Origin of the sequence: Novipirellula galeiformis (assembly GCF_007860095.1) — a bacterium.
Taxonomy (GTDB): Bacteria; Planctomycetota; Planctomycetia; order Pirellulales; family Pirellulaceae; genus Novipirellula; species Novipirellula galeiformis.
Map to the genome: position 1 here is coordinate 387,156 of NZ_SJPT01000004.1, position 25,273 is coordinate 412,428.

Sequence of the window (25,273 nt, forward strand, 5' to 3'; positions counted from 1 at the left end):
CATTTAGTACCTGTCGTAACGATTATGCCGACCGTTGCTCGATTTTCGTGGCAAGATGCTCGGATTAGCCTCACTTTGACTGCACCGCGCGCCATCAATTTGTCACTCAAAACGCCGCGCTAACTCGACGCCGCGATAACTCGACGCCACGCTAACTCGACCTTTCCATTCCCCTACTCAAAACGGATTGCTCGGCCCCGCCGCCCCCACCGCTCCCCTAGGCAACGACGAGCCTCCCCCCGCGTCTCGCTCCTCTGGCTTGTTTCACTCTTAACGCTTGTTTCACTCTTCACGCTTGTTTCACTCTTCACGCTTGTTTCACTCTTCACGTTCGCACGTAGTCAACCGTCTAGCCAACACGGCTCCACCGACCGACAATCAAGGTTTCCTCCCTGTGCCTTGATTGCGGATTCGCCATCAAAACAGCGTTCTTTTATCCACCAGGCTCTTGCGATGCACGACTCACCACCACCGTCTCATGATTGGCGAACCCAGCTCAGCGGTTACGCCGGACACAACAAGGAAACCTTGGTCGCGATCAGCGACGCGTTTCTCGACGAAGTGCCGATGTTGATGAGCCGAATCAAAGCGGCGTTCATGGCCCAGGATACGCGTACCCTACGCACGTCGGCTCACACGCTAAAGTCTTGCTTTCGCTACGTCGCCTCTGACGAAGACATTGCGGCAGCCTCTGAGGTCGAAAAGAATGCCGATCATTGCGACACCATTACCACCGCACAAATCGACCATATCGAGACCCTCGCGAAGCAATGGTGCGATTGTGTGAAGCAGCTCCGCGACGAAACGGCCGCGTCCTTGTAGAAGACCATCAAACGAGAAAACCGCTTTCGCGTCATCCGCCTGCGAACCCGTTCAACCCCGTGGGGGCACTCCGGTCGTCGGCGCCACGCTCGTGTGCATCGGCAAGCGTCGGTCGATTCGCACTCGTGATTCGCACTCGTGATTCGTACTCGTGATTCGCACTCGTGATTCGTACTCGTGATTCGCACTCGTGATTCGACGCGTCTGAATTTTAGGCTTGCCCGAGCAACTCCGCCGCCTCGGCACCGATCACCGGTCGATCGCAAGTAAAGTTTCGGCATCGATAAAGCGTCGGTTCCCCATCCATGACCGATCGCTTCCGATTCAGAGATGCCACGGGGCCGGATTCAGGGGCTTGCCCGATCACCCACGACAAGGTGACGTGCGGCCGAAAACGACCGACAAATCGCACTCGCCACTCATGCATCGTCTCAAGATCAGGGACCGCTAACACCCACTGCTCCTCATCGTGCAAACAACGATCCAGCGCCGAGAGCAACGCTCCGCAAGCGGCCGCTTGCGTTTTCAAGATCGAATCGGCCAACTTCAACGTCCGCTGGGCCGCCTCGCGATAGGCATCCGAACCGATCAAACGAGAGAGTTTTAACAGAGCCATTGTCGCCGCCGCATTTCCGCTGACCAAACTACCATCGTGCCAATCTTTGGTTCGTGCAATCAACTTCTCGGCATCATCGGCGGTATAGAAAAAGCCACCCGCGTCGGAGTCTTCGAAGTGGGCAATCATGTCATCCGCCAACTGGGTTGCCCGGCCGACCCAGCGGGCGCGACCGCTAGCTTCGAACAGCGCCAGCAACGCGTCGATCGTATACGCATAGTCGTCAACGTACGCATCCAGATGGGATTGCCCTTGGCGAAACGCATGATAGAGCCGTCCGTCTTCCGACATCATATGATCGAACATGAATGTTGCGGACGTTTCGGCAACCTCAATGTAACGAGGACAATTCAACACCGCTCCGGCAACCGCGAACGCGCGTATCGCCAATGCGTTCCAGGCCGCCACGATTTTATCGTCGCGTCCCGGTCGCACCCGACCGAGTCGTGCATCGCGCAGACGCTGGCAATCGAGCGCCAAATCGGATGCCAAATCGGGCTCCGACCACGCTTCGGCCCAAGCGGCAATCGATTTTGGCAAGTTGGGAATGTTGGCCCCTTCGAAGTTCCCCGTTTCGCAGATGTCATAAACGCGGCAAAAGCGTTCGCCACGTTCGTGGCCGAGAACCTCGATGACTTCCTGGGGCGTCCAAACGTAGTACTTGCCTTCGACTCCTTCGCTATCCGCATCCTCGCTGCAATGAAAACCGCCCGACGGATCGATCATTTCGCGTTCCAAGTAATCTAAAATTTCTTTGGCGACGAGTGCATGTCGATCGTGCCCCGTGACCTGAAACGCGCGCACGTAAATCTCCGCGAGCAGCGCGTTGTCGTACAGCATTTTTTCGAAGTGTGGAACCAACCACTTCCCATCCACGCTGTAACGTGCAAAACCACCACCGATATGATCTCGAATACCGCCTCGCGCCATTGCATCGAGTGTCAACTCCGCCGCCGCGATCAACTTGGCGTTCCCCGTCGTCAAACCGCGACGCAACAACAGATCGAGGTCGGTCGCGTGTGGAAACTTAGGGGCGCCCCCAAAACCACCATCGGTCGGATCAAGCACCTCTAACAAATGCGCGGTCGCATCGACAATCACCGATTCCGCAGGTAGCGTCGAGGCGGGCGCGTCCACGCCGATCGCTAATTGGCCCAGCGACGAAGTGACTTGGGTGGCGTGTCCCTCGACCTCGCTGCGGCGGTTTTTCCAGGCGTGGGACAACGCATCGAGCACTTGCGGAAATCCAGGCATGCCAAACTTCGCCGCCGCCGGCCAATACGTTCCCGCATAGAACGGTTGCTTGTCGTGGTTCAAAAACACACTCATCGGCCAACCGCCGCGTCCAGTCATCAACTGGAGCGCGTTCATATAGATTTGGTCGAGATCGGGGCGTTCTTCACGATCCACCTTGATCGACACAAAATGATCGTTCAAGTACGCGGCGATCGAAGGGTTTTCAAAGCTCTCGTGCTCCATCACGTGACACCAATGACAGGCCGCATAGCCAATGGACAAGAAAACGGGCACGTCGCTCTGACGTGCTTTTTGAAACGCTTCCTCTCCCCAAGGGAACCAATCCACCGGATTGTTTTGGTGCTGCAACAAATAGGGGCTTAACGATTTGGCAAGACGGTTCACGATGACACAAGCCCCTAGAAAGTCGTAAGCAAACACAACCATGCGCATCGTGTGCAAAACGACGAAACGACGAAGCTGCGAAGACGGAACACTCTCTCCATCGTACGCATCGAGGGGCTCGCCGCTAACCCAGATTATTCACAACCCGACGCGTAAATTTCCCCGCAAATCCCCATCGGAGCTCGTGCCAATGATTCAATGAGGTCACAGCATGATGCTCCAACCGGACCCTCGCGTCGTCTAAACGTCGGTAACCGAACGGGTTGGTTTGCGAACTTGGTCACCTGGATTGCGAAAGTGGGGACGCGGCACGGTGGGGTGTCCCGAGTCACTCGTGGCCGCCGGCGGTATCTCTCGCGACAGATTTTGGGCGCGTTGCGATGGGCTCGACGCCGCCGCGTCTAAGTCGCCGAGGTATTCTTCGCGTACTTTGGGATGCTCCTTCACCTCTTCGGGACTTCCATCGATCAAGACTTGGCCTTGGTAGATCACGTAACATCGATCGACCGTCCCCAGGATTTCTCGCGCGGCATGATCCGTGATCAAAACGCTGATCCCACTGTCACGAAGTTGTTTGATCACGCCTTGGATGGACTGGACCGTGACCGGATCGATCCCCGCAAAGGGCTCATCGAGCATTACGATTTTCGGATTGGAGACCAAACAACGGGCGATCTCCAAACGACGGCGTTCGCCACCGCTAAGCCCCGCAGCGCGACTTTTTCGAATATGGGTAATATTGAATTCTTCGAGCAATTGTTGCGTCCGATGCTTTCGTGCCGCACGGTCCATCCCCAACAATTCCAACAATGCCGAAATATTCTGCTCGACGGTTAACTTCTTAAACACGCTCGGTTCTTGCGGCAAATAGCCCATGTGCCCATCTCGAGCGCGGCGGAACATCGGCCAATCGGTGACGTCTTGGCCTTCCAAGTACACACATCCGCGATCCGGTTCAACCATCCCACAAATCATGCGAAAACTAGTCGACTTTCCGGCACCGTTAGGGCCCAACAAACCGACAATCTCCGCCTTGTCGACATGCAGGTTCACTCCATCGACGACGCGGCGACGCCCATAAGTCTTCTGCAAATCAACCGCTTGCAGAATCGGTTGATGTTCGGAGTTCGCTTCCATGCTATTGCTGCTTCTTGAAAAGGGATCTGCGGACAGGTTTACGGGCGTCCAGGAGTTTCAACGGACGGCGGCTGAGATTTCGCAGCGCTGACGAACGTCGACCTCCTGCTCACAACGCAATCCTAACGAATCAATTTCATGCGGCGAAAGTTGGGGGTAAAGGGCACCGGCGAGTTCCACGAGTGCGGCCAAAATACCAACAACGCCTTGCCCACCAACAAATCGCGAGGAACGTAGTCGGCTCGCGCCCACGCGTCGGCTTCCTTGGTCATGCCGGGCCGCAACTTCGTACCCGCCCAAGCTCGCGCATCCAAACTCTCCGGGCTGTTGTCGCCCATCGGAAAAAATTGGTCCTGCTCTAATTCAAAGCTCACGCTGCGGCGGGCCTGCCAACCTGTAAAGTCCGACCACAACTCGGGTTGCGCCATCACATCTTGCAGCTCCCCCATCAAACGCTTGAGCTGATGAGCGCCAAAATGGGAGCTCAAGCCGCCCGTAACCCCTGAGAACGCTTCCACGTCATAATCGAACATCCCAGCGTCAGGCGCCTTGGTGGCGATGTAATATTTGTCACGATCGATCCGCAGGTGGCGAATCGAGCTCGTCCCGCCCCGCACTCCCACGCCGGCGGGCGCTGCGTCGAGCGGATTGCCGGCATTGACGTATTTCGGATGATTCTCGGCATCGGAAAGGTAGCTGCGAACATCAAACGTCGTCGGAGCATCAAACTCAACGAGTTCATCGTCCACCCACAACAAAATTTGGTCATCACAATTGCTCATCCGCACGCGATGCCGTGAACCGGCACGCACCGAGGTGGGTGCCGATGGATGGAGGTTCGTTTCGTCGCCATGGAGGTCGAACGTTCGCGTCTCGTCCTCGCCAATGCTCAACGTCGCCACCCCCGTGCTTAAATCAATCGAGCAGCGATAGGGAACGCCTGCCTCGACCAACTCCAACACCACTTCCTTGCTGTCCGCTGACGTTTCCACATCGGCTTCGAGGATCAGATCGCCCACCCAATGCACTCCATCACGCGACAATCCGCTGGACCCAAAACTAGCTCGGCCACCAAATTGCTCAGGTCCGGCTCCGGATTTGTAGGAAGGGCTGAATTGGCCGGTGGAGTATCCACCACTAAACAGACTCGTCAATCGTGAAAGCCGGCCGGAGCCGCTTGACGAAGGCGCGTAATCGTAAACCCGGTCTGCATCGATGGTGACATAAGAACCGTAGGCATAGAAGTCAGTAATCAAACGGCTTGAATAAGGATCCACATCGGCCAGCGACAAGCCTTTGTCGGCGCGATCCCACTGCGGTTGATCAGGCCAACGATGGTAGTAACGCAACCAATGCACCCGCGCCGCGGCATCTTGATCAAGCGTGGCAGTCAATCCGTCTTCGGAGCGATCGACTTTCCACGAATCGGCCGGGGGCGACGTAGCCTCCGCGTTCCACGGTTGCCAGCGACTTGGATACTTAGCCGCAATCAACGCCGGCGATTGAAACGAGGTGTCGTGGACAAGCTGACGCATCGCTAACAATTTGTCCGCCGGTTTGCGGATCATTTGATCGCGAGCGTCGCTGCCGGTGGGACGTTGATAGACATCGCCGTGGTGAATCGTCAATGTCTCGTTCGGTAACCCGACCAAACGTTTGATGTAATTCTGTTTGGGGTTCCCTGGAAATTTGAAAACGATCACATCCCACCGCTCCGGCTCGCTGATCGTGTAGGCGAACTTACTCACCAAGATACGGTCGCCGTTGAAGGTTTCATGATCGGAGGTTCCGGCCAAGTCCATGGAATTCACGTGGCGGCAATTCGGACAAATCCCGGCAACCACGACTTCGTCGGTCGTCGGACCACGACGCTCCAAACTAGCGCCCACTTGGAACGAGTTCCCACAACGGTCACAGACGAGGTCTTTATGAGCTCCCATCAACGTGGGCGCCATCGATCCCGTGGGGATCACAAACGCTTCGGCTAAAAAGGCGCGAAACAATAAAGCCAGAATGAAGGCCACCACAAAGGCCTCGACCGTCTCCCGTTGGCCCGACATACGAAATCGCTCGGCACGGATTTCGGCGGGGTCACGGCGATCGATTTCAGGCCCCGATTCGGTTCCCGCAGACTGGTCTTTCTTGTTTTTTCGATTCATCAGAGTTTTCAGCGGAGAGTCACAAGGGGGATCGGCAACGAGTCAGACGATGGTGGGAATGTGCCAGCCCTCGGCATAGTAGCGATTTTACGAGAGCTGCGGAACTTCGATTTCCTTCGCTCCCCAAGCTCGTTTGCTTGAGAGCAGATCCTTTTTTGGGAGCATTCCCCCCTTATCTTAGGCAAGGGAGCCGCCATTTATTGGGAAAAACGAGCCCCCCAAACGCCAGCATGTGAACAGATGTCCACCTGGCGACAGGCAGTTCCGGCCGTTTTTACTGCACGCGGTTCACGCCCCATGTTCCATGGGCCCAATATTCCACAGGCCCGTGTTCCACCGGCCGTGGGTCCCGTGTCCCGCCCCAGCCTGCTCAGCAATTCTACCGACTCCGGATCGAAAGCATCCCCAATGCCGGAGTTCCTGCGAATCAGAATGCATAAAATTGCCCATTCCTTTAGAATACGAAGCGACCCCCAGTGACCTGCTCTTATCTTTCGGAGATCCGGATGCGATTCCGCGTGAACCCCACCTCCTTTCGCCCCCACATCGGCACCGTTTTGGTATCGGTGGCGTCGCTTCTCGGGTCGCCTCAGCTCAGTATGGGCGGTTCGGGAGACGAGCACGCCGAGCGTACCGGCGCGGCGACGCCCCCGTCGGAGGTCGCCGAATTGATCGACCAACTCGGCAGCGAAAGCTACGCGACCCGAATCCGTGCCCGCGATTCGCTCGCCCATTTGGGACTTCAGGCTTTCGACGAACTGCACATCGCCCAGTATCACCCCGACAGCGAAATCGCGATGACCGCCCGCCATCTGGTCAGCAGTCTGTTGGTCAGTTGGTCCCAACCGAGCGATTCCGACGAAGTCCGCGAGATCTTGCACGAATACGGGGCGCGCAACATCGACGAACGACGAAGCCGGATCGAGCGTCTCGTCGAACTACCCGAGCACGCCGGGTTGCGTGCCCTGATCCGTCTAACTCGCTTCGAAACATCGCTCGACCTTAGTCGCGTCGCGGCCTTGGCAGTGATGCAGCAAGAAGCTGCGAATGACGCGAAGACCCGAAAACAACATGCCGAGCAAATTCGCACCGGACTCAGCGAATGCCAGCGCGCCGCCGCAACGTGGTTGTTCGCCTACGCGGACGATCTAGAAAACGAAAGCTACGACGCCGAACGTTGGAGCCAATTGATCGCCAAGCAACGCAGCCAACTCGATACCGCTTCGGCACTTCAAACCACGCGTGACTCGGTCCTAGAATTGGTGCGTGTTTGCGTCCGCCACGCTTGGCTAAGCGACAAGGTCCCAGACGCCCTTGCCCTTGCTAAAGCCAACTTGGATCTCATCCCCCCCACCACACGCGATCTGACGCAAGCGTGCGGTTGGGCGATTGAAAACGGCTTGCATCCGATTGTGCTCGAACTGCGAGACCTGCATCGCCAAATGTTCGAGACCCAGCCGATGCTGTTGTATTCCGCCGCCGAAGCACTCAAAGCCAACGGTGATGTCCAACAAGCCAGCCAGCTCGCCGATCAAGCCATCCTGATCCGCCCCCTGCCACGCGACAAATCCGCACGTGAGAAGCTCTCTCCCAACGAGCTCGAAGAAACCGCTCAAGCCCATCGCGAGATCGCACAAGAATTACAAAACCGGGGATTGTTCGAGTGGTCCGAACGCGAATTCCGAGCGATCATTGACCATCTTGAAATAGACTCATCCCCTTCGGTGGTTGCACGTGACCGACTTGCCCTGATGCTTAGTGAGTTACAGCGACACCAGGAGGTGGTGGATCTATTGACGCCGTTGATCGATCGAATTGAGAGTGACGATCAATTGAAAAACCGCTTGAACTTGCAGCGATTCTCCTATGAAGAAATGCGCAGCCACATTCAATGGCACTTAGGGCTGCTAAAAATCCAACAAGGGGATCCCGAGTCCGCCAAGCCGATGCTCGAAAAGGCGTACCAACTTAAACCTGACAATATTGACATCCTGATCTCGATGTATCAGCTCGAGCAGGACGATCCGGCTTGGACCGCAAAGGTCGATGCGTTGCTCGAACAAAGTATCCGACGCACGATGCAAGAAATCACTAGCATCGAAGTGATGATGAAACAAAAGGCACGATTTCAACCGAGTGGCTTCGAACTTGCCAAAGCTCTGAACCAACACGCGTGGTTGGTTAGCAACACGAAGGGAAACTACGAACAAGCGCTGCGTTACAGCATCCGCTCGCTCGAACTGAAGCCGAATGATTCAGCCTTACTCGATACATGTGCTCGCTGCTATTTCGCCACGGGAGATTTCAAAAACGCCGTCGCGACTCAGCGACGAGCGATCCGGTTGACGCCACACTCCCCTCCGATGATTCGACAACTCGAAGCATTCGAAGCCAAGCTACGTTCCACGCAATAGCTACGCACCTCACAATCAACGTAAAGCCGTGGATGCTCGAAGCGGTTGAGCCCGTCGTGAGCCCCCCCCCCCTGCTCCCGCATGACAAGATGCCCGCGTCACAAGATGCCCGCGTCACAAGATGCCCGCGTCACAAGATGCCCGCGTCACAAGATGCCCGCGTGACAAGAGCCCGCGTGACAAGAGATTGCCCCTACGTTTCCTTTATCCGTTACAACGATTCCAACCGGCACCACTTTCCAATGGGTGGTACTGCAACACCTCTCGCCGCTTAAATCGTGAGCTAGGTTTTCCTTGTGTTCTTATTTTGAATCACAAGAATCCTTATTTCACCTGGAAGCACTGAACATGGCGAATTCCTTACGCCGCAATCCCGATCAAGACGCGGTTCCACAACCTCGACGTCATGACGCGTTCTATCTGCTCGTCGGGTTTACGCTCGTTTGTTTGGGAATCGTCCTCGGACTGTTCTCGGGCCTTCCCAATTGTCACCGTGCATTTGCGATGAAATCGTTTCCACGCGAATTAAGTTTGGTGCAATTGCAAACCGAAGGACTCGATGACAATGCGTTCATCCAACTCACCGACGTTGATTTCGATCGCCTCACGCCCCCCAGCCCGCTCGAAAAAGTGACCTCGACGTTGAGTCAGCTGAGTAGCCCCGTCGAGCTCGGCAGCGATCCCGACCAACTCGGCAATAAACTAGCAACGATACGGCAAGAACTCTTCGGCACACTCGAATCCACTTCGGTTGGACCACTGCTTGCAGAATCCTTTCGCGGCATCCCCCTCTTTCCTAAAGGCGAATCCTCGCTGCAAACCGAGCCGATCGTCACGTTGTCTCGACATTCTGCGACACTCGAATCTGCAAAGCAACAGATTGACAATCGCAATGAGCTCCGTGGATTTCTATCGTTGGACACCCGCGGTGACATGATCCGCATGCTGGAGACATTCAGCAACGTCGGCGAGATTGACCCGCGTTCAAACGAATCGTTGGCGGCAAGCAAACAAGCCGACCGCTCGAGCAAGGACGCCGCACCAACGTATCGACTTGAACCTCTCGAAACACCCCCGGCACGACTACAGGCATCCGTATTGCTCGCCGTATCGGTGCTGACATTCGCGACGGGAATGGTTCTTTGTGGATCCAGCTCGCTATCGTTTTGGACTTGCCTGCTAATGCCAATCCCCGCAGCGATCAGCGTGCTCGGCATGCCGATGCGATGTGGCCGCGGCGGACGCAAAATGCGTTTCATTTACAACTTTGTTGGCGTCGGATTTTTGATCTTGGGCGGATACGAAATGGCGGTCCTGGGTGGTTTCGGGCAAGTCGGGGGCAACTCAATCCACGCCGTGGTCGGCTGCCTGATCTTGGCAATAGGAATTGCCGCCGTCCTAGGCACCATCATTCATGCCCGAACGCCTAAACCGACGGTGATTCCGGCCATCGCAATGCCGCAACCCGAGACGGCACGCTTGCCCCATATCCTCCGCTACAATTCGAATTCGAATTCGCATGAACGTGAAGCGGATCACGAATCCCATCCTTCGCCCCCTCGCAATCCACAACCCACGGCCTATGAAGATCCGGTTCTGATTGCCGCCATGGACGACTCGTGTAGCAGCTTGACGATGGAATACATCAATCGAGTCATGGAACTTGATTTTTCCAACCCCGCATTTGTCCGCGACAAAAGCTTGAGTTCGTTGACTTCCATCGGCTTGCTGTTGGGATGCAACAATACGGTGCTCGCCGACATCAGTGATGACACCGTCCACCCCACCATTCGCTTGACGAGTGTGTTGCAGGATGGATTGCCGGTGATCACCAGCTCCGAAACCATTTCCCAAGGCGATCAACCCAAGATGGCGACCACGGGCGTCTATCAAACGGTTCCCGCGCTACCGCTGACCTCCATGTTGGCCAAGCACCTGCAACAAACCATTCAGATGTCGGAAAAGCGAGAATGCCAGATCGTCAAGATCGATCGAGACGAGAAATACGAAGTGTATTTGTTGAGCCTTCGCGCCTCTGCCGATGTGCAATCCCAGTATGACGAATCCAATCTCACGGTCGCCCCGGCAACTTATGAACGGTTCCACTTTCCTCCTCAACCGATCGAAGAATTGGTTGCGTCAAGCTAGCCGTTCCTGCCGTCGACGCGTTGCTTCGGAGAGTGGCGGACGGAATCGGGAGCGTGAGATCGTCCATCCGCACGCCCCTCGCCCGCTTTATCGCGCCGCGATCCCTTGCTGGATTTTTGGCAACTGACGGACGATGTAGCGAGGCAACAACATCATCACGCGATCGGAGACCTGATCATAGGCGATGCGAAACACGTCTTTCGATTGGCCCGACATCAACTCGGTGATCTGCTTCATAAATGCGCCGCGTTGATCGCCCAGTGGCTCGGACCAAACGACGACCATCAATCGATCGTAGGTTGCCTCGGTACCGACCCACCAATGATGCTCGTCGACACGACGCACCTGCATTTCAAACGGTCGTAGCGTGTTGGACAACATCGTCCCCGCGTCGTCTTGGACATACGGCATCATGATTTGCTCGGGAGACAGACGCCGGCGACTGGCATCGAACCAATTCACGAGGCAGGTGGCTTGATTCCTTCGCGCGACGCGCCGTAGTAATTCAGCAATCGTGACGGGGGCGTCCAAGGCCGGGCCCGAATCGCCTGCGGCAAGCACGGTCCACGGTCCGGCCGGCGAGTCGACGGGATGAGCCCAACGTCTCAAAAACTCATCCTCAACCTTCCCTTGAATGTTCCGCATGCGACGAAGCGATTCGAACGCCAGCACCGCGAGTTGTTGCTCCCCCAAACTTGCCCCGATCCGAACCGTCGCCGCATTCGGCTCGGCTTCACTCTCCAGAAACGCTCCCAACACCGCGATCGCAGAGCTGCGCTGCTCGGCAAAATCCTCGACACCGGTGATCGCTTCGGCGATCACCGCAAACGTCGCATCGTCGATCGTTAACAACACAAACGATTTATCGACTCGGAGTGTCGCTCCGACCGACTCCGCAACCTTCTCAAGCTGCTCACCGGCCGACAAGAATCCGCGTGGCGTTGGGACGCTTTGTCCAATACTTTTCTGGGCCAGATCGAATGTCATCCAATCGATTTGAACCGGAACTCCGGTCAATTGGCTGAACAACAACACCAGATCCCCCAGCGGATAGCCCTTGGAGTTCAGTGCAAATTCCAACGCCAACGCCCGGTCCATATCGATTGCCGGTGGTGGAGTCGCAATCATCATCGGGTCGAGTGATTCCTCGGCCGCGTTTTCAATCTTCGCAATGTTCAAGCTTGGTGGTGTTGCGATGGTCGGCTTGGTTTCATTGGCCTCGCGACCAAGGTCCAACAAGACGGTAAACTTCCGCAACTCGGGCGGAATTTCATCGAGCTTGGACATTCCCTCTTCCGCATCCGGTGGAACGGCGTCTCGATCCGGGTTGACCACCGGAGGCATCGGCCCCAACGGGTCGATCGGCAGTAAGTCCGCGGGGATCACGCTCGCTGAATTCGCCGCTGGAACGGTCGCCGCTACTTCGCCCATCGTTGCGGGTGGTTTGACGTGGTCGTCGCTCGTTCCGCCTTCCTTCGCTGGCCCTGTCCCCTTCGCCGTCGCTGATCCTGAACCCTGCACTGGCTCTGTCCCCTTCGCTTCGGTCCCTGTCCCCTTCGCTTCAGCTGGGCCAACCTCGGGCGACGTGGGCGCAGACGCCTCGCGATTCGGTTCCGATTGCTCGATCTCTGTAGCGTCCGGAGCGATAGGCTCTTCGACTTCGGCCCCCTCCTCCGTTGCGGGAACCTCCGTTGCGGGAACCGCGGCGACCTCGCCACTTCGGCTCCATGTCCGCACAAACCAAGCGAACACGATCACCGCGATTAGAAGAGTGGCGATGGAAACCGCAACGATCATCCCCAGTTGTCGCGACTTTCGCGTCCGATCGCTCTGCCAATCATCGGGCGAGATCGGCATCGCCGTGTCCACGACCTCCGCTGACTCCAGGCTGTCGGAGCCCTGGAACGGTTGCGAATACGAAGCCAACTCTTCGACCGAATGGTCCGCGTCAATCTCCGCAGCCGAGATGGCATCGCGCGTGATCGTTTCGCTGTCCACCGAGTCCGCCCCCAGGGCGACCTGCTCGGGCGCCCTCGGCAGCGCGTCTTGACCGCCATCCTCTACGGGATCCCCCCCCGTGATTTCGACCATCGATCCGCATTTTGGACAGGCCGAAATGGTCCCCACTAGCGACGGATCGGTCACCCGCAAACGACTTGAACAGGTCAAGCACTGAACTGAAAAAGGTTGAAAAGCCAAGCGACCACTTCCAAAGAGTAGCGTTTCCAGCATCCCATGCCGGTTCGAAGTCTCGTCCGCAACCAATGCCAACGTGATTTCCGAACGATTCCACCTGTTTTATCATGACCATTTTCCGGCGGACCACCAACCGTAATTGGTTGAACCAGGATCAGTTATCCCAGTTTGTTAGCCGTTCGACCTTACGAAACCGGAAATCGGTGCATCCCCCGAGAATCCACTGCGATATTTTGGCGACTCCACGCCTGGCGTGAACCGTCTCGCCTCCACCGGCATCACGCTGGATGCCCAAGCGACCTGCTCTCGCTGTCCAGGAGTGCCCCCCCCAACCGCGACTCACATCGAAAATCCCGGCTTTGCCCAATAACCGGCCTACACCTATCTGACGTCGACTGTTTTTTTCCACCTTGACGAACTGACTTAAATTTCTATCGTATCATCAGCGTGGCGCGCCTCGTTCCCAGCGTGACATCGTTCCAAGCGTGCTCACGCGCCCTTCACCCATCGTTCCTCTAGGTTCCCCAACCTTCCATGGCAACGCGTTCAAGTGCCTTTTTCGCCCTTGTGTTATTCGCTTTGGTAATGCCATGCGCCACGTTCTTCGTGCCTGTGTCGCTACTTGCCACGGTGTCGAATTCCCCAACGTCGACCGAAGAGCATGAGGAACGGGTCCCCAATTCGGAGACCCATCGCGAACGAAATTCTCGCGAACGAAATTCGCAGCCGCAGCATCGGCGAGAACGGGCCTACCCTTTGACCCTTGAGCTCTTGCGGGCCAATCGACGCATTTGCTTCAACGATCTCAACACCCCGCGCAGCTTGGTGGGGCATCGCATCAACGAAGTGATGCTCGCCCCGATTCGCTGTTAGCGAATCTCTCTTAAGCGAACGCACGCTGCGTTCGCAGTTCCCCCGTCATTTCGACGGCCAGTGTCTGCAACACCGTGGGGGCTTTTGGGTGCATTCCGCTTGGGTTCACCGAACCTAGGCTGAGGGTCTTGCACGCATTTTAGTCCGATCGCAGCGGGCAACCATTGACAAGGTTTCGTTTCGCCCGGCCGTGCCGACCGATATCGAACCTCGCCGGTTGCGCAAACCGCTCACCCCCGCGTGATTGCAGTGCAGCGGAGAGTGCGCGCAACGACCTGCGTTCTCTGCTACGACGCGAGTTCCATCCTGAATGCTCGCTAAAAATCCGTACCAACGATAATCCGTGCCGAGCCTACCCCTTTGTGCTACGGCAAACTTCGCAGGCCTCGGATCGCATCAAAAACCCTCTCGAAATATTTCAACAATACAGCTCCCGTTACCCCCCCACTACGATGTCCAATTCAAAACAACTCCAGCCCGATAGCCGCAGTTCCCTCTTTTCCTTGAACACCCTTCCGAAAGATTTTCTGGCAGGGATTGTCGTCTTTCTTGTCGCATTGCCACTCTGCCTCGGCATCGCCCTGGCCTCCGACGCCCCTCCGTTCGCAGGGGTCCTAGCAGGCATCATCGGCGGCATTGTGGTGGGGTCGCTTAGTGGATCGCACACCAGCGTCAGTGGTCCGGCGGCAGGATTGACCGCGATCGTAGCGGCACAGATTGCCCTGCTTGGCTCCTTCGAAGCATTTCTGCTCGCCGTCGTCGTCGGCGGCGTGCTGCAAATCGGTTTGGGGATCGCCCGTGCCGGTGCACTCTCCGCATTTTTTCCATCGAGCGTGATCAAAGGCCTGTTGGCCGCGATCGGTGTGATCCTCATTTTGAAGCAAATTCCCCACATCGTTGGCCATGACAATGACCCGACCGGCGACATGGCGTTTTCCCAAATGGACAACGAAAACACCTTTACCGAACTCCTCTCCACGCTCGCTGGCGACATTCATCTCGGCGCCTTGGTCGTCGGACTCCTTTCGATTGCCATCCTTGTCCTCTGGGAGAAAGTCAAAACGCTCAAACGCTCCGTTGTGCCTGGCCCCTTAGTGGTTGTCTTGGTTGGCGTCGCCCTAAGTGTCTACCTTCGCACCCTGGGCGGCGGATGGGAAATCACTTCCACTCACTTGGTTCAATTTCCTGTCGCCGAATCGACCTCGGCGTTTTTCTCATTTTTCACAACCCCCGACTTTTCTCAATGGACCAATCCAGCGATCTATATCGCCGGAGCCACAATCGCAATCGTGGCGTCACTCGAAACGTTACTGAACCTTGAAGCCGTCGACAAAATCGATCCCGAACGCCGCGACTCGCCTCCTAGCCGCGAACTCGTCGCTCAAGGAATTGGCAATCTCGTCGCGGGGCTCATCGGCGGGCTCCCCATGACCTCGGTGATCGTCCGCAGCAGTGTCAATGTCGATGCCGGTGGCAAGACGAAACTGTCCGCCATTTTTCACGCTGTGCTGTTGCTGTTGTGTGCAGCGTTGTTCCCGCTTTACCTAAACATGATCCCGCTCTCGGCGCTTGCGGCGATCCTGCTTGTCACCGGATTCAAACTGGCCAACTACACTCTGTTTTCACAGATGTGGAAGGAAGGCAAGTACCAATTCGCTCCCTTCATCATCACCCTCGTCTCGATCGTGTTGACCGACTTGCTGATTGGAATTTTGATCGGACTCGGCGTCAGCGTGTTGTTTATTTTGAACAGCAATTTACGTCGCCCGATCCGACGTATTGTCGAAACCCATCTGGATGGCGATATCGTTCACGTAGAACTGGCCAACCAAGTTAGCTTTCTGAATCGTGCCGCGCTGGACAAACTGTTTGGCGAGGCCCCGCAAGGCACCCATCTGTTGATCGACGCCACCGAATCGGACTATATCGATCCCGATATCCTAAGCCTGATTCGCGATTACAAAGTAAACAAGGCTCCCGTGCGTGGCGTCACCGTCAGTCTCAAAGGGTTTCGCGACAAATACCAACTGCAAGACGAAATCCAATTCGCTGACTATTCGACTCGTGAATTGCAAGACCGAGTGACTCCGGACCAGGTGCTGGAGATTTTGCGTGAAGGCAATCGACGATTTGCTTCGGGCAATCGGCTTACCCGCGACTTTGGACGCCAAGTCAATGCAACGGCGAGTGGACAAACTCCTTTAGCGGTCGTGCTCAGCTGTATCGATTCGCGTGTCCCTGCCGAACTGGTGCTGGACGTCGGACTGGGCGATATTTTCAGCGTCCGCGTCGCGGGAAATGTGATTGGCACCAAATCGCTCGGCAGCATCGAATACGGCGTCGCCGTCGCAGGCGTCAAGCTTGTCGTCGTGATGGGACACACGCATTGTGGCGCGGTCACCGCCGCGGTGAATTTGCTGGGCACGAACCAGGACGTCGGAGAGGCGACCGGATGTGCACATTTGCAGGCAATCATTAACGAGATCGAACCCTCGGTCGATCGTGACGAATTCCGCACCGCATCTGCCCAAGGCGATACGCAAGTCCAAGCGGTGATCGATCACGTGACGGTGTTGAACGTGACCCAAACCGTGCAAAAAATTAAAAATCGAAGCGAGGTCATTCGGGCCGCTGTCGATGCCGGGCAAGTGAGGGTGGTGGGGGCGATCTACGACATTGCCAGCGGCAAGATCAACTTCTTGCAAGACCAAGACGACCCATTTAACGATCCGGCAGCTCAGACTCCGCAACGCGTTTGAGCCACCCCCCCAATGCGAGGAGCTCCCAATGCTTTGAGCTCCTCGCATTTTGCGGATTCGCTCGCTTTTTGCTATCACTCGCAACTGCCTGTCAAAAAGGGCAGTTGGGGTCACCCGGGCAATGCTGGCATCACAAATGCTGGCATTACAATGATCGATGCGGAAACCACGAGGTTGGCTTTGAGCTGAACTTCGAAACGGCGTCCTCCGCCCGTCCCGAGGCCCTGCCCGCCCCCCAAACTGAGACTGCTGCGGCGTGCGGCGAGGCCTCCGAGTCGACATTCACGGGCGTGGCAGGTCGACCATGCCCTCAGACAAGCAAATCGATCTTGATTGCGATCCTGCGACGCGGTTATAGAGGGATGAGAGAAGCCGTGAAGATTAGCAATTCGAAGCCTAGACGTCCCAGGGATCGTGACGCCGGCGAGGCTTTTCAAAAACAGCTCAAAAGCAACGCAAGGATGCCCCCATGAAAAAACGACTTAGCAGCTTGGCCACCCTGGTCGATGGAGAGCTCATTGGCGGTGATGGTGATCTCGTTTGCGAGGGTGCATTTCCGTTGGGCGAAAAAACGGTTGGGCATGTCACGATGCTTGACGATCTTCGCCGCGTCTCGGAACTGAACGAATCCCAAGCCATCGCGGTCGTTTGCTCCGAGCGACTTGAATCGACCTCGATGGCTCAGATTGTTGTCGCGGACCCACGCCAAGCGTTCACAAAAATTGTCGCCTGTTTCCGCCCTCCGGTCTCACTCGATCTGCCGAGTTGGGGCATCGATCCATCAGCAACCCTCGCGGAATCGGCGCGCATCCATCCGTCGGCGATCATCGGTGCGGGGGTCAAGATTGGCGAGCGCAGCCGAATCATGCCGGGTGTGGTCGTGCTGCCCCATTGCCAAATTGGCGATGACTGCATCGTCCATGCCAACGTCACCCTCTACGAACACACTCAGATTGCCGATCGCGTTACGATTCATGCCGGAACGATCATTGGCGCCAACGGATTTGGTTATCGCCAAGTAGCCGGTCGACACGTTCCCACCGCCCAACTCGGCAACGTCCAGATTGACTCGGATGTTGAAATTGGGGCTTCCGTTACGATCGATCGTGGAACTTACGGTACCACGCTCATCGGCGAAGGAACCAAGATCGACAACCAAGTCATGATCGCTCACAATTGTAAGATTGGCCGCCACAACTTGATCTGCAGCCAAGTGGGGATTGCGGGAAGTTGCACCACCGGCGATTACGTCATCCTGGCGGGTCAGGTGGGATTGAAAGACCACATTTCCTTGGGCGACCAAACCATTGTAGGAGCTCAAGCGGGAGTCATGGACGATTGCGAGGGCCATCAGGTCTATCTCGGTTCGCCGGCCACGCCTCAACGAGAGCAGATGCAAATCATGGCAGTGGAGCGAAGGCTGCCGGAGATGCGACGCGAACTGAAAAACTTGCGACGTGACATTGACCGTTTGATTCAACAGAGCCAACAAACCGGCTACGCAACGATGCCTAGCGAGCCAATCTCAATCGAATCCTGTTCCAAACGTGCTGCGTAGTCATGACTTGCACCTCAGTGAAAACGCCCGTCGGTATCGTTGCGGGGTGGGGAAGCTTCCCCATCGAAGTCGCTCAGGCGGTGGTTCGCGATGGACGCCAGGTCTGCTGCATTGCGATTAAGGGGCACGCCAGTCGCGAATTGGAGTCCATTTGCAGCGACGTTCATTGGTTAGGCGTAGGCAAAGTCGGCGGACACATTCGTTACTTTCGCCGCCAAGGGGTCAAGCAAGTGACGATGGCGGGAAAATTGTTCAAATCGGACATCTTATTCCAGGGCTCGGTGTGGCTGAAACACTTGCCCGATCTGCAGGCGATCCGAACGTTTGGTCCCTTGTTGTTCGGGCGTCAACGTGACGCTCGCGATGACCGTTTACTGATGGCCGTTACCGACACCTACACGCGCAGTGGCATGGAAATCTGTGCTGCGACCGACTTTGCACCGGAGCTACTTGTGAACCACGGAACCCTCGCTGGGAAACCACTCAGTCGCCGCGCTCAACGTGACGTTCAAGTGGGCTGGGAAGTCGCCCGCCAAATGGGCGGAATGGACATCGGCCAATCCATCACGATCAAAGATGGAACCGTGATCGCCGTCGAAGCGATCGAGGGAACCGATGCCTGTATCGAACGCACCGGTGAACTTTGCCGTCGCGGTGGATGGACCTTGGTCAAAGTCAGTAAACCCAACCAAGACATGCGTTTTGACGTCCCCACGATTGGCCCTCAAACGGTCGATCGCGTGGCCAAAGCTGGGGGAACCGTGATCGCCATTGAAGCGGGCAAAACGATCGTCGTCGAGCAAGATCAAACCTATGCCGATGCCCGGCAAAAGGGCATCACCATTGTTGCGATGCAGCAAAGCGACTTCGCTGCGATGGATAACGAGGTTGCGTTGGCCCCGAAAACCATCGTCGCTTGAATCCTTTGAAGTTGCGTTCTTTCCGGTGTTCCCAACCAATCATCCCACACTGCGTTAGGGAGGACCGAGCCCAGAATGAGCTTCCCTCGCTGGCGTTTCGGGGCATGAAACCGACGCCACTTCAAACGCTGAACCGCATCCCCATCGAGAAGTCCCGTGCACGCTCTCCCTTTGCAATCGGTCGCAGTCACGCATCCGCCTGCGAAATTGAATCTATTTTTTGAGCTGCTTGGCAAGCGTGATGACGGCTACCACGACATTGACACGATCATGGTCGCCATCGATTGGCACGACCAACTTCGCTTACAACAACGTCCTTCACCGGGCATCGAATTGATTGTCGATTGGATGCCATCGCTGGAGATCATCGCTCGCGAATTGGGAGTGGACCCTCAATCCGAACACGGTCAATCGCTACTCGCGATTCCCGCGGATGAACGAAACCTCGTGCATCGAGCGCTCACCCGTTTCGTCGATCACTTTGGCTTTGCCGGTGGTTTCTGCTGCCACCTTTCCAAGAGCATTCCTGCCGGAGCGGGGATGGGGGGGGCCAGCAGCGATGCGGCTTCGGCGCTGCGTTGTGCTGCCACACTCGCAGGCATCCCCTTGGATCATCCGGACCTCCGAACGCTGGCGTCCGAAATCGGCAGCGACGTTCCCTTTTTTCTTGGCAACGACACCACATCCTGGACTGCCGCACGCGCCACCGGACGCGGCGAACAAATCACCCCCGTCTCGCTAGCGACGGAGCTCAACGCCGTGATCGCCTTCCCGGCCATTAGTTTATCGACGGCAACCGTCTATTCGCAGTCCTCCGTCCCAACGTCCCCCTCGTCCGCTAATGATTTCATTAAAGCGGCCAATACGGGCATTTTAGAATCGATCACTTCGCAAATGTGTAATCGACTTCAGGAGACAGCAACACAAATCACACCGCAAATTGACGAAATCTTGAAATCGATGTGGCGTCTTGGGCTGCTGGGGTGTCAATTAACAGGCAGCGGATCGGCATGTTTTGGCCTAGCCGACTCAGCAATCCAAGCGAAACGATTGGCAGAACAACTGCGTCGCCAATTAGGTAGAGACTCTGGAAGTCTCGATAAACCTCGTTCCGATAGCCAAATTTCCGCAGGCGCAAGGGTTGTCGCTGCGACTTCGGTTCGAGTGCCGGCAATCATTCAAATTGAATCCATTCGAAGTCCAGAGTAACGCGAGTAGGAGTGGGACTCCTTTTTTACTTTGGACGTTCCGCGTCCCACGCCATCGCAGTTAGGGAGGATCAAACCGTGCAGATCTCTGAGATACGCATCAAACTGATGGAAGCTTCCGAGGATCGACTCCGCGCATTCTGCTCCATTACCATCGATGGATCTTTTGTGGTTCGCGATTTGAAAATCATCGATGGCTCCAACGGCCCTTTCGTCGCGATGCCGAGCCGCAAGTTAACTGGCCATTGTCAACGATGTAGCTACAAGAATCATCTCCGAGCAACCTATTGCAATCACTGTGGTGTCAAATTGCAAATCGATTCAGATGTCGATTCACCACAAAAGCTGTATGCGGATGTCGCACATCCGATCAACAGCGATTGTCGCGAGCTGATCCAGAACGCGGTGATCGAAGAATTTGAAGCCGAGCTTGCGCGTGCGAGTGAGCCGGGTTACCAATCTCGTTACGACGATGACTTTGGCGACGATGACATGGGACTTCCAGCGCCCCGTCGCAGCGAGAGCCGACAAGGCTCCGAAGCAGCGTTGCCATCAACCGAAACCGTCTTGTTTGACGACAATGAATCGAAAACCAGTGGTCCGAAACGACCGCACTTCATGGATCCGCAGACTCGCGAAAAAGCGACGTCCGAGGATGACCATGATGACGGATTCGGCGTCGGAATTTTTTAAGCGACGCGGTTCAGAACCCCCATTGATTGACGATTCGAAGCGTGCCAGAGTAAATTAGCGGTACCTGCGGCAACCGATGGAATGTGAATTCCGGACATTCACGGAAGCCGGCATCCTCGATCCTCCGTTGATTCGCTCTCCATGCCTCCCTCGATTCGGCCTTCCTCGACTCGTCCGCGCCGTCGCCTGCCGCAAATCAGCCTCGCCGTGATGATGTTGATGATGATCATCTTCGCGATGATCTTCGCGGGCGGGTTCTACGCGATGCGTGTTCCTGCGGTGAAGGCAGACCTCGATGCCCTCTTTGGCGGCGGTACGATGACGGATGGTGACCGCTCCGCGGGGCATCTTGCTCACATCGTTTTCATTCTGTTTACCTTGACGTCGCCATTGCTGCTGGCCGGCGGTTTGTCGATGGGCTTGTCCGCTTGGCGTTGGCTGCAACGCCAAACGTGACCATGCCCAGGATCGTGATCGAACCCAGGGGATGACTATCGCTTTCGGTAGTCGCCGCTACTTGAATCTCCGCCGTCCCAATGCTTTCGATTCTGATCGCGGCGTTGCCCAGCGCGTCGCGCATGCGTTTGCATCGCCGCTGCAGCGGCTTGCTCCATCGCGTTGGCAAGAATCTGAGCCATTGGATGGGCTGCCGCACGCGTAATTTTCTCTGCCGCAGTAGGCCCCCAACGCTGGGACGAGCGAATCCGCTCCCAGATCTCCTCGACATCGCGGACATTGCTTGCCCGATACAGATCATCGAGCACATCCAATGTCCCCACGAACTGCGAGCGTGAGGAATCGAACTGCAAAGCCCGAAAACGCTGGATCACTTGACCGAGGGTGTCCATCATTTTCTGCATGTGCACCAAATGATTACGTCGATCTTCGACCGTCTGTTTTAACGCGTCGATTTCCGATTCCACTCCCACCAAACGAGCCACGATTTGGTCGTCGGTCAGCTCTTGGGTTTGCTTCGCACGGTCGCGCAATTCACGGCTATTCATTTTCTCTAGCATCTTGCGAAAGACCGTGATCGCTTGCCGATAATAGGGTCCACGGGGGTCTTCGAGCTGCGTGAGTTCGGCTTCGATCGCATTCGTCTCTTCGACGGCGGCGTTAAGCAGTTTTAGCTGTGCGTCTCGTTTCGTCTGAATGCGTTGCGTTTGTGACACTTTCTCTTGCAACCCCAGTGTTTCGGCAACTTCATCGCGATGACGTTCCAACTCGTTCATCACCGTATCAAACGCGTCCCGATCGGAGGCGATAATCTCACGCATTTTCTCAGGCGTCTGTTGCAGAAACTCGTAGCTTTGTCGAGCCGAATGGAAATCAATGAACTTTGCTAACCATCGATCAGCACGTCGGGTAAAGCCTCGCTTGGTATAGCGTTTGGTACCAAAACGGCGATCGTACAAATAACGAAACAACGAACTGTTGTCATAGGCGGGCAATTTCCGCGCCGCTTCTTGATCGATCTCTTGCAAATTAGCTTCGGCGCGCTCCAACGCCGCTTCCGCCACAGCCGCTCGATCCGAAAGCTGAACGAAGGCCGCGGACTGACGAAGCGCCTGTTCGACTTCCTTGGCGGTCTGTTGCTGAGACTCCAACGCGGCATCGAAGTCGGCATTGATCGCGATCAATTCGGATTCAAGTTGCTCCCGTTTCGCATTGGCTTGCGAAAGCATCGCTTTCACACGACGTTCCTGATCCTCTTTTCGCATCAAGATGTCCGCGACACTCCCACGAACTTCGCCCCACGTTTCCTGAATCGCCTCGGCGCTGAGCTCCGGAAGGTAGTGTTCGGCGAGTTCCGCCAACGCGTCGCCGCGATGATCTTCCAAGCCATCGCGTTCCTCTCGGGAGGACGAGATACGCTGCCGCTCTTGCTCAAGACGCGTTTGCACATTGGCATACGCTTCAATCAATTGACGATGGACCACAGGACCAGAAATGGGCATCAGACGTTAAACCTTCCAACAAAGTCGAGCAAACAAGGTCGAGCAAACAAAAACGCGATCACCGCCTAGGCAAACAGAGACCATAACAAACCGCCGGTCGCCGCTAACGCAGCCGCACTCCACAGCATTCGATTTCGCCAAATCCAAAGATGGGCAATCAAGCTCTTCAGTCCCGGTTGGGGATCTTCGTACGTGTGCAGCGTCGCGAGGTACTGATCGATCGCAGCTTCGATTTCCGCCTCGCTAACATTGTCGCCTGAGAGCCGAGCCGCTCGCACCAATTTATTGCGTAGATTGGTGCGTGCGTCATCACGTCGAAACATCTCTTCGGCGGTCTCTCGCTGATCGCGCATCTCACGAGCGACGTCCATCACCCGCAAGGTTTCGTTGAGCGTCAAATTTTGCCCCGGCAACTCGATCTGGGACATCGAGTGCGGACGGGCCTGGCGTGGAGCCTGTTGCTGAGCGTTGGGGTTAGGCATGACAGGTAATACAGACAAAAATAAAGGACGGCAGTGAACTCGCCCGCTTATTCTATGCAATCCACCGTTTCTGCAGAGTACGCCAGTCGGTTGTGAATCCGGAAATCACGCACTTTCTACCGCCACCCTCGGTTTAGCCGGGACCGACCGCAGCGGTAGGCAGGTCGAGATTGCCACCAGGGGATCGGGCTTGCCACCGGGGATCGGGTCGCCATGGCCGCAGCCGACGTCTCGCTTCGCGGCGGAACCGCTCAAAGGATTTCCAGCGTCTCCGCTGCCGCCCCAGGCATGATTGCCAGCCAAGCTTTTTGCCCCTACCTTTATGGATACAACGACTCATCAGACGGGTATTATTTTTACCACCATCATCGTGGAGAATCACGGCATGTCCGATCAAGCTCAAGCGTCCGCACCGGAACCTAGTAAAAGTGAAACTCGATCGGCCTCGCAGGTCGCTACCGAGCGTGACTCTCAATCCATGCGAGAGTACCTTGATCGTGCCTTGGTCGTCTTGAAAAAGTTCGGCAGTAGCAGCGCGAACGAGGCGCCCCAGGAGTTGATTTCGTTGCTTGAAAGCGTTCGCCATTTGGATGAATCCAAAGTGATCGCCATCGCCGAAGTCATCAAGCATATGAGTTCCTTTAACGCGCTCGTCCGTGAGAATGTGGAAAGCATTCAAATCGGAAATCGCTACATGGACATCACTCAGTTATTCGATTCGGTCCGCGAAGACAGCAAACGACTGATCGGCCAATTGGATGATGGCAAGATTAGTGGTACCGAGAAAGTGTCCAATTGGTGGATGAAAATCCGCCGCGGCACGCCGAACGATCGCTTTGAAAAGATCGTGGAAATTTACGGTGAGGTTGCCAAAGACACCAAGGAAGCTCTAAAGACCGAAGAGCTGATCATGGATGCCTATATCGATTTCCGCTTCGCGCTCAAGGAAGCCGAAATTCTCTCGCGCGAACTGTTGGACATGCAGGTGCCGGTGCTTGACGCTGCGAAAGCAAATTTGTCGTCGGCCCAATCGGCGTTAGACAACTATGCCGGCAACGACGAAGGGGGCAAGAGTAAAGCCGAACTCGCTCGTGATGAATCGCGTCACCGCTACGAGAAAGAAGATGCAACGTACCAGTTGCTCAAAGACATCGCCGAGAACCTGCAGATCGGTTACGACGTCGGCGAAACGTTGATTACCAAACTGAAACAGACTCACGACGTGAAAGAGCGCGTGTTCCGTCGCGCGGTGACCTTCTTCACCACCAACGAGCACGTGTTCACAATCCTGGGGACGGTTTACACCAGCCAACATGGGCTTCACGAAGTCACTCAGGCGACCGAAGCGATGAAGACCGGGGTCAACAAAGGGCTCGAAGATATCGCCACCCTTGGCCGCAACCTCGAACGCGCCGCACTGAAGGCGGGATACGGGAGCACCATCGACCCGGAATCGGTACAGAAGTTGGTCGATGCGATCAGCGACTTCCAAGTGGAATCGCTGGAAATGATCGCCGACCTTCGCCGTGAAAGTGAAGAGAGCACTAAGGCGATCCGCAAGAGCGTCGAAGCGGGTAAGAAAAAGTACCAAGAAACCTTGGCCCGACACGCCCATGGACAACTGGCCGATCGCTAAAGCTCTCCATCCTGCAGGCTCGTTTCCATTGACGCCGTTGCCCCTTAGGTTTC

16 protein-coding genes are annotated in these 25,273 nt (G+C 56.2%); 10 read left to right on the top strand and 6 right to left on the bottom strand.

All coding sequences use genetic code 11. The annotated features are described in order from the left end of the window. Nucleotides 1–453: 453 nt before the first annotated feature. Complete coding sequence (locus tag Pla52o_RS12365) at nt 454–822, top strand: Hpt domain-containing protein (RefSeq protein WP_146594924.1); 369 nt, start codon at nt 454–456, stop codon at nt 820–822. Nucleotides 823–1,033: 211 nt separating this feature from the next. Here Pla52o_RS12365 and Pla52o_RS12370 read toward each other — a convergent pair whose 3' ends face one another. The 3 genes from Pla52o_RS12370 to lepB all read right to left on the bottom strand — a co-directional run bounded on the left by Pla52o_RS12370 (nt 1,034) and on the right by lepB (nt 6,375). Next, a complete protein-coding gene (locus Pla52o_RS12370; RefSeq protein ID WP_231612287.1) occupies nt 1,034–3,121 on the bottom strand; it encodes a thioredoxin domain-containing protein in 2,088 nt (695 codons plus the stop codon). Between the two features lie 198 nt (nt 3,122–3,319). After that, the gene (lptB, locus tag Pla52o_RS12375) at nt 3,320–4,216 is read right to left on the bottom strand and encodes an LPS export ABC transporter ATP-binding protein (RefSeq protein WP_146594925.1); all 897 of its coding nucleotides are present in this window, start codon (nt 4,214–4,216) and stop codon (nt 3,320–3,322) included. Between the two features lie 122 nt (nt 4,217–4,338). Then, a complete protein-coding gene (lepB, locus tag Pla52o_RS12380; RefSeq protein ID WP_146594926.1) occupies nt 4,339–6,375 on the bottom strand; it encodes a signal peptidase I in 2,037 nt (678 codons plus the stop codon). 476 nt (nt 6,376–6,851) lie between these two features. Here lepB and Pla52o_RS12385 point away from each other — a divergent pair, with 476 nt between their 5' ends. After that, entirely contained in the window at nt 6,852–8,789 is a 1,938-nt protein-coding gene (locus Pla52o_RS12385) for a tetratricopeptide repeat protein (protein WP_146594927.1), read from the top strand. 348 nt (nt 8,790–9,137) lie between these two features. Next, a complete protein-coding gene (locus Pla52o_RS12390; RefSeq protein ID WP_146594928.1) occupies nt 9,138–10,937 on the top strand; it encodes a hypothetical protein in 1,800 nt (599 codons plus the stop codon). Between the two features lie 87 nt (nt 10,938–11,024). Here Pla52o_RS12390 and Pla52o_RS12395 read toward each other — a convergent pair whose 3' ends face one another. Beyond that, nucleotides 11,025–13,136 carry a hypothetical protein gene (locus tag Pla52o_RS12395; protein ID WP_197169201.1) on the bottom strand — a complete coding sequence of 704 codons (2,112 nt, stop codon included), beginning with the start codon at nt 13,134–13,136 and terminating at the stop codon, nt 11,025–11,027. 1,322 nt (nt 13,137–14,458) lie between these two features. Between Pla52o_RS12395 and Pla52o_RS12400 the strand changes: the two genes are divergently transcribed. The 6 genes from Pla52o_RS12400 (at nt 14,459) to Pla52o_RS12425 (ending at nt 21,600) form a co-directional block, all read left to right on the top strand. After that, nucleotides 14,459–16,765 (top strand): SulP family inorganic anion transporter, encoded by a 2,307-nt coding sequence (locus Pla52o_RS12400; RefSeq protein WP_146594930.1) that lies wholly within the window; start codon nt 14,459–14,461, stop codon nt 16,763–16,765. Between the two features lie 469 nt (nt 16,766–17,234). Next, complete coding sequence (gene lpxD / locus Pla52o_RS12405; protein ID WP_146594931.1) at nt 17,235–18,323, top strand: UDP-3-O-(3-hydroxymyristoyl)glucosamine N-acyltransferase; 1,089 nt, start codon at nt 17,235–17,237, stop codon at nt 18,321–18,323. A gap of 2 nt (nt 18,324–18,325) precedes the next feature. Further along, complete coding sequence (locus tag Pla52o_RS12410; protein ID WP_146594932.1) at nt 18,326–19,243, top strand: LpxI family protein; 918 nt, start codon at nt 18,326–18,328, stop codon at nt 19,241–19,243. Nucleotides 19,244–19,399: 156 nt separating this feature from the next. Beyond that, nucleotides 19,400–20,452 (top strand): 4-(cytidine 5'-diphospho)-2-C-methyl-D-erythritol kinase, encoded by a 1,053-nt coding sequence (locus tag Pla52o_RS12415; protein ID WP_146594933.1) that lies wholly within the window; start codon nt 19,400–19,402, stop codon nt 20,450–20,452. A gap of 77 nt (nt 20,453–20,529) precedes the next feature. After that, nucleotides 20,530–21,144 (top strand): SpoVG family protein, encoded by a 615-nt coding sequence (locus Pla52o_RS12420; RefSeq protein WP_146594934.1) that lies wholly within the window; start codon nt 20,530–20,532, stop codon nt 21,142–21,144. Between the two features lie 141 nt (nt 21,145–21,285). Then, the gene (locus tag Pla52o_RS12425; RefSeq protein WP_146594935.1) at nt 21,286–21,600 is read left to right on the top strand and encodes a hypothetical protein; all 315 of its coding nucleotides are present in this window, start codon (nt 21,286–21,288) and stop codon (nt 21,598–21,600) included. 35 nt (nt 21,601–21,635) lie between these two features. Here Pla52o_RS12425 and Pla52o_RS12430 read toward each other — a convergent pair whose 3' ends face one another. Both Pla52o_RS12430 and Pla52o_RS12435 read right to left on the bottom strand, forming a co-directional pair. After that, nucleotides 21,636–23,102, bottom strand: coding sequence for a hypothetical protein (locus tag Pla52o_RS12430; RefSeq protein ID WP_146594936.1), 1,467 nt, complete (start codon nt 23,100–23,102; stop codon nt 21,636–21,638). A 65-nt stretch (nt 23,103–23,167) separates the two neighbouring features. Continuing rightward, nucleotides 23,168–23,584 (bottom strand): DUF6384 family protein, encoded by a 417-nt coding sequence (locus Pla52o_RS12435; RefSeq protein WP_146594937.1) that lies wholly within the window; start codon nt 23,582–23,584, stop codon nt 23,168–23,170. Between the two features lie 385 nt (nt 23,585–23,969). On the opposite strand from Pla52o_RS12435, the gene Pla52o_RS12440 reads away from it, so the two are divergent. Continuing rightward, nucleotides 23,970–25,220 carry a cell surface protein gene (locus Pla52o_RS12440; RefSeq protein ID WP_146595226.1) on the top strand — a complete coding sequence of 417 codons (1,251 nt, stop codon included), beginning with the start codon at nt 23,970–23,972 and terminating at the stop codon, nt 25,218–25,220. Nucleotides 25,221–25,273 lie beyond the last annotated feature (53 nt).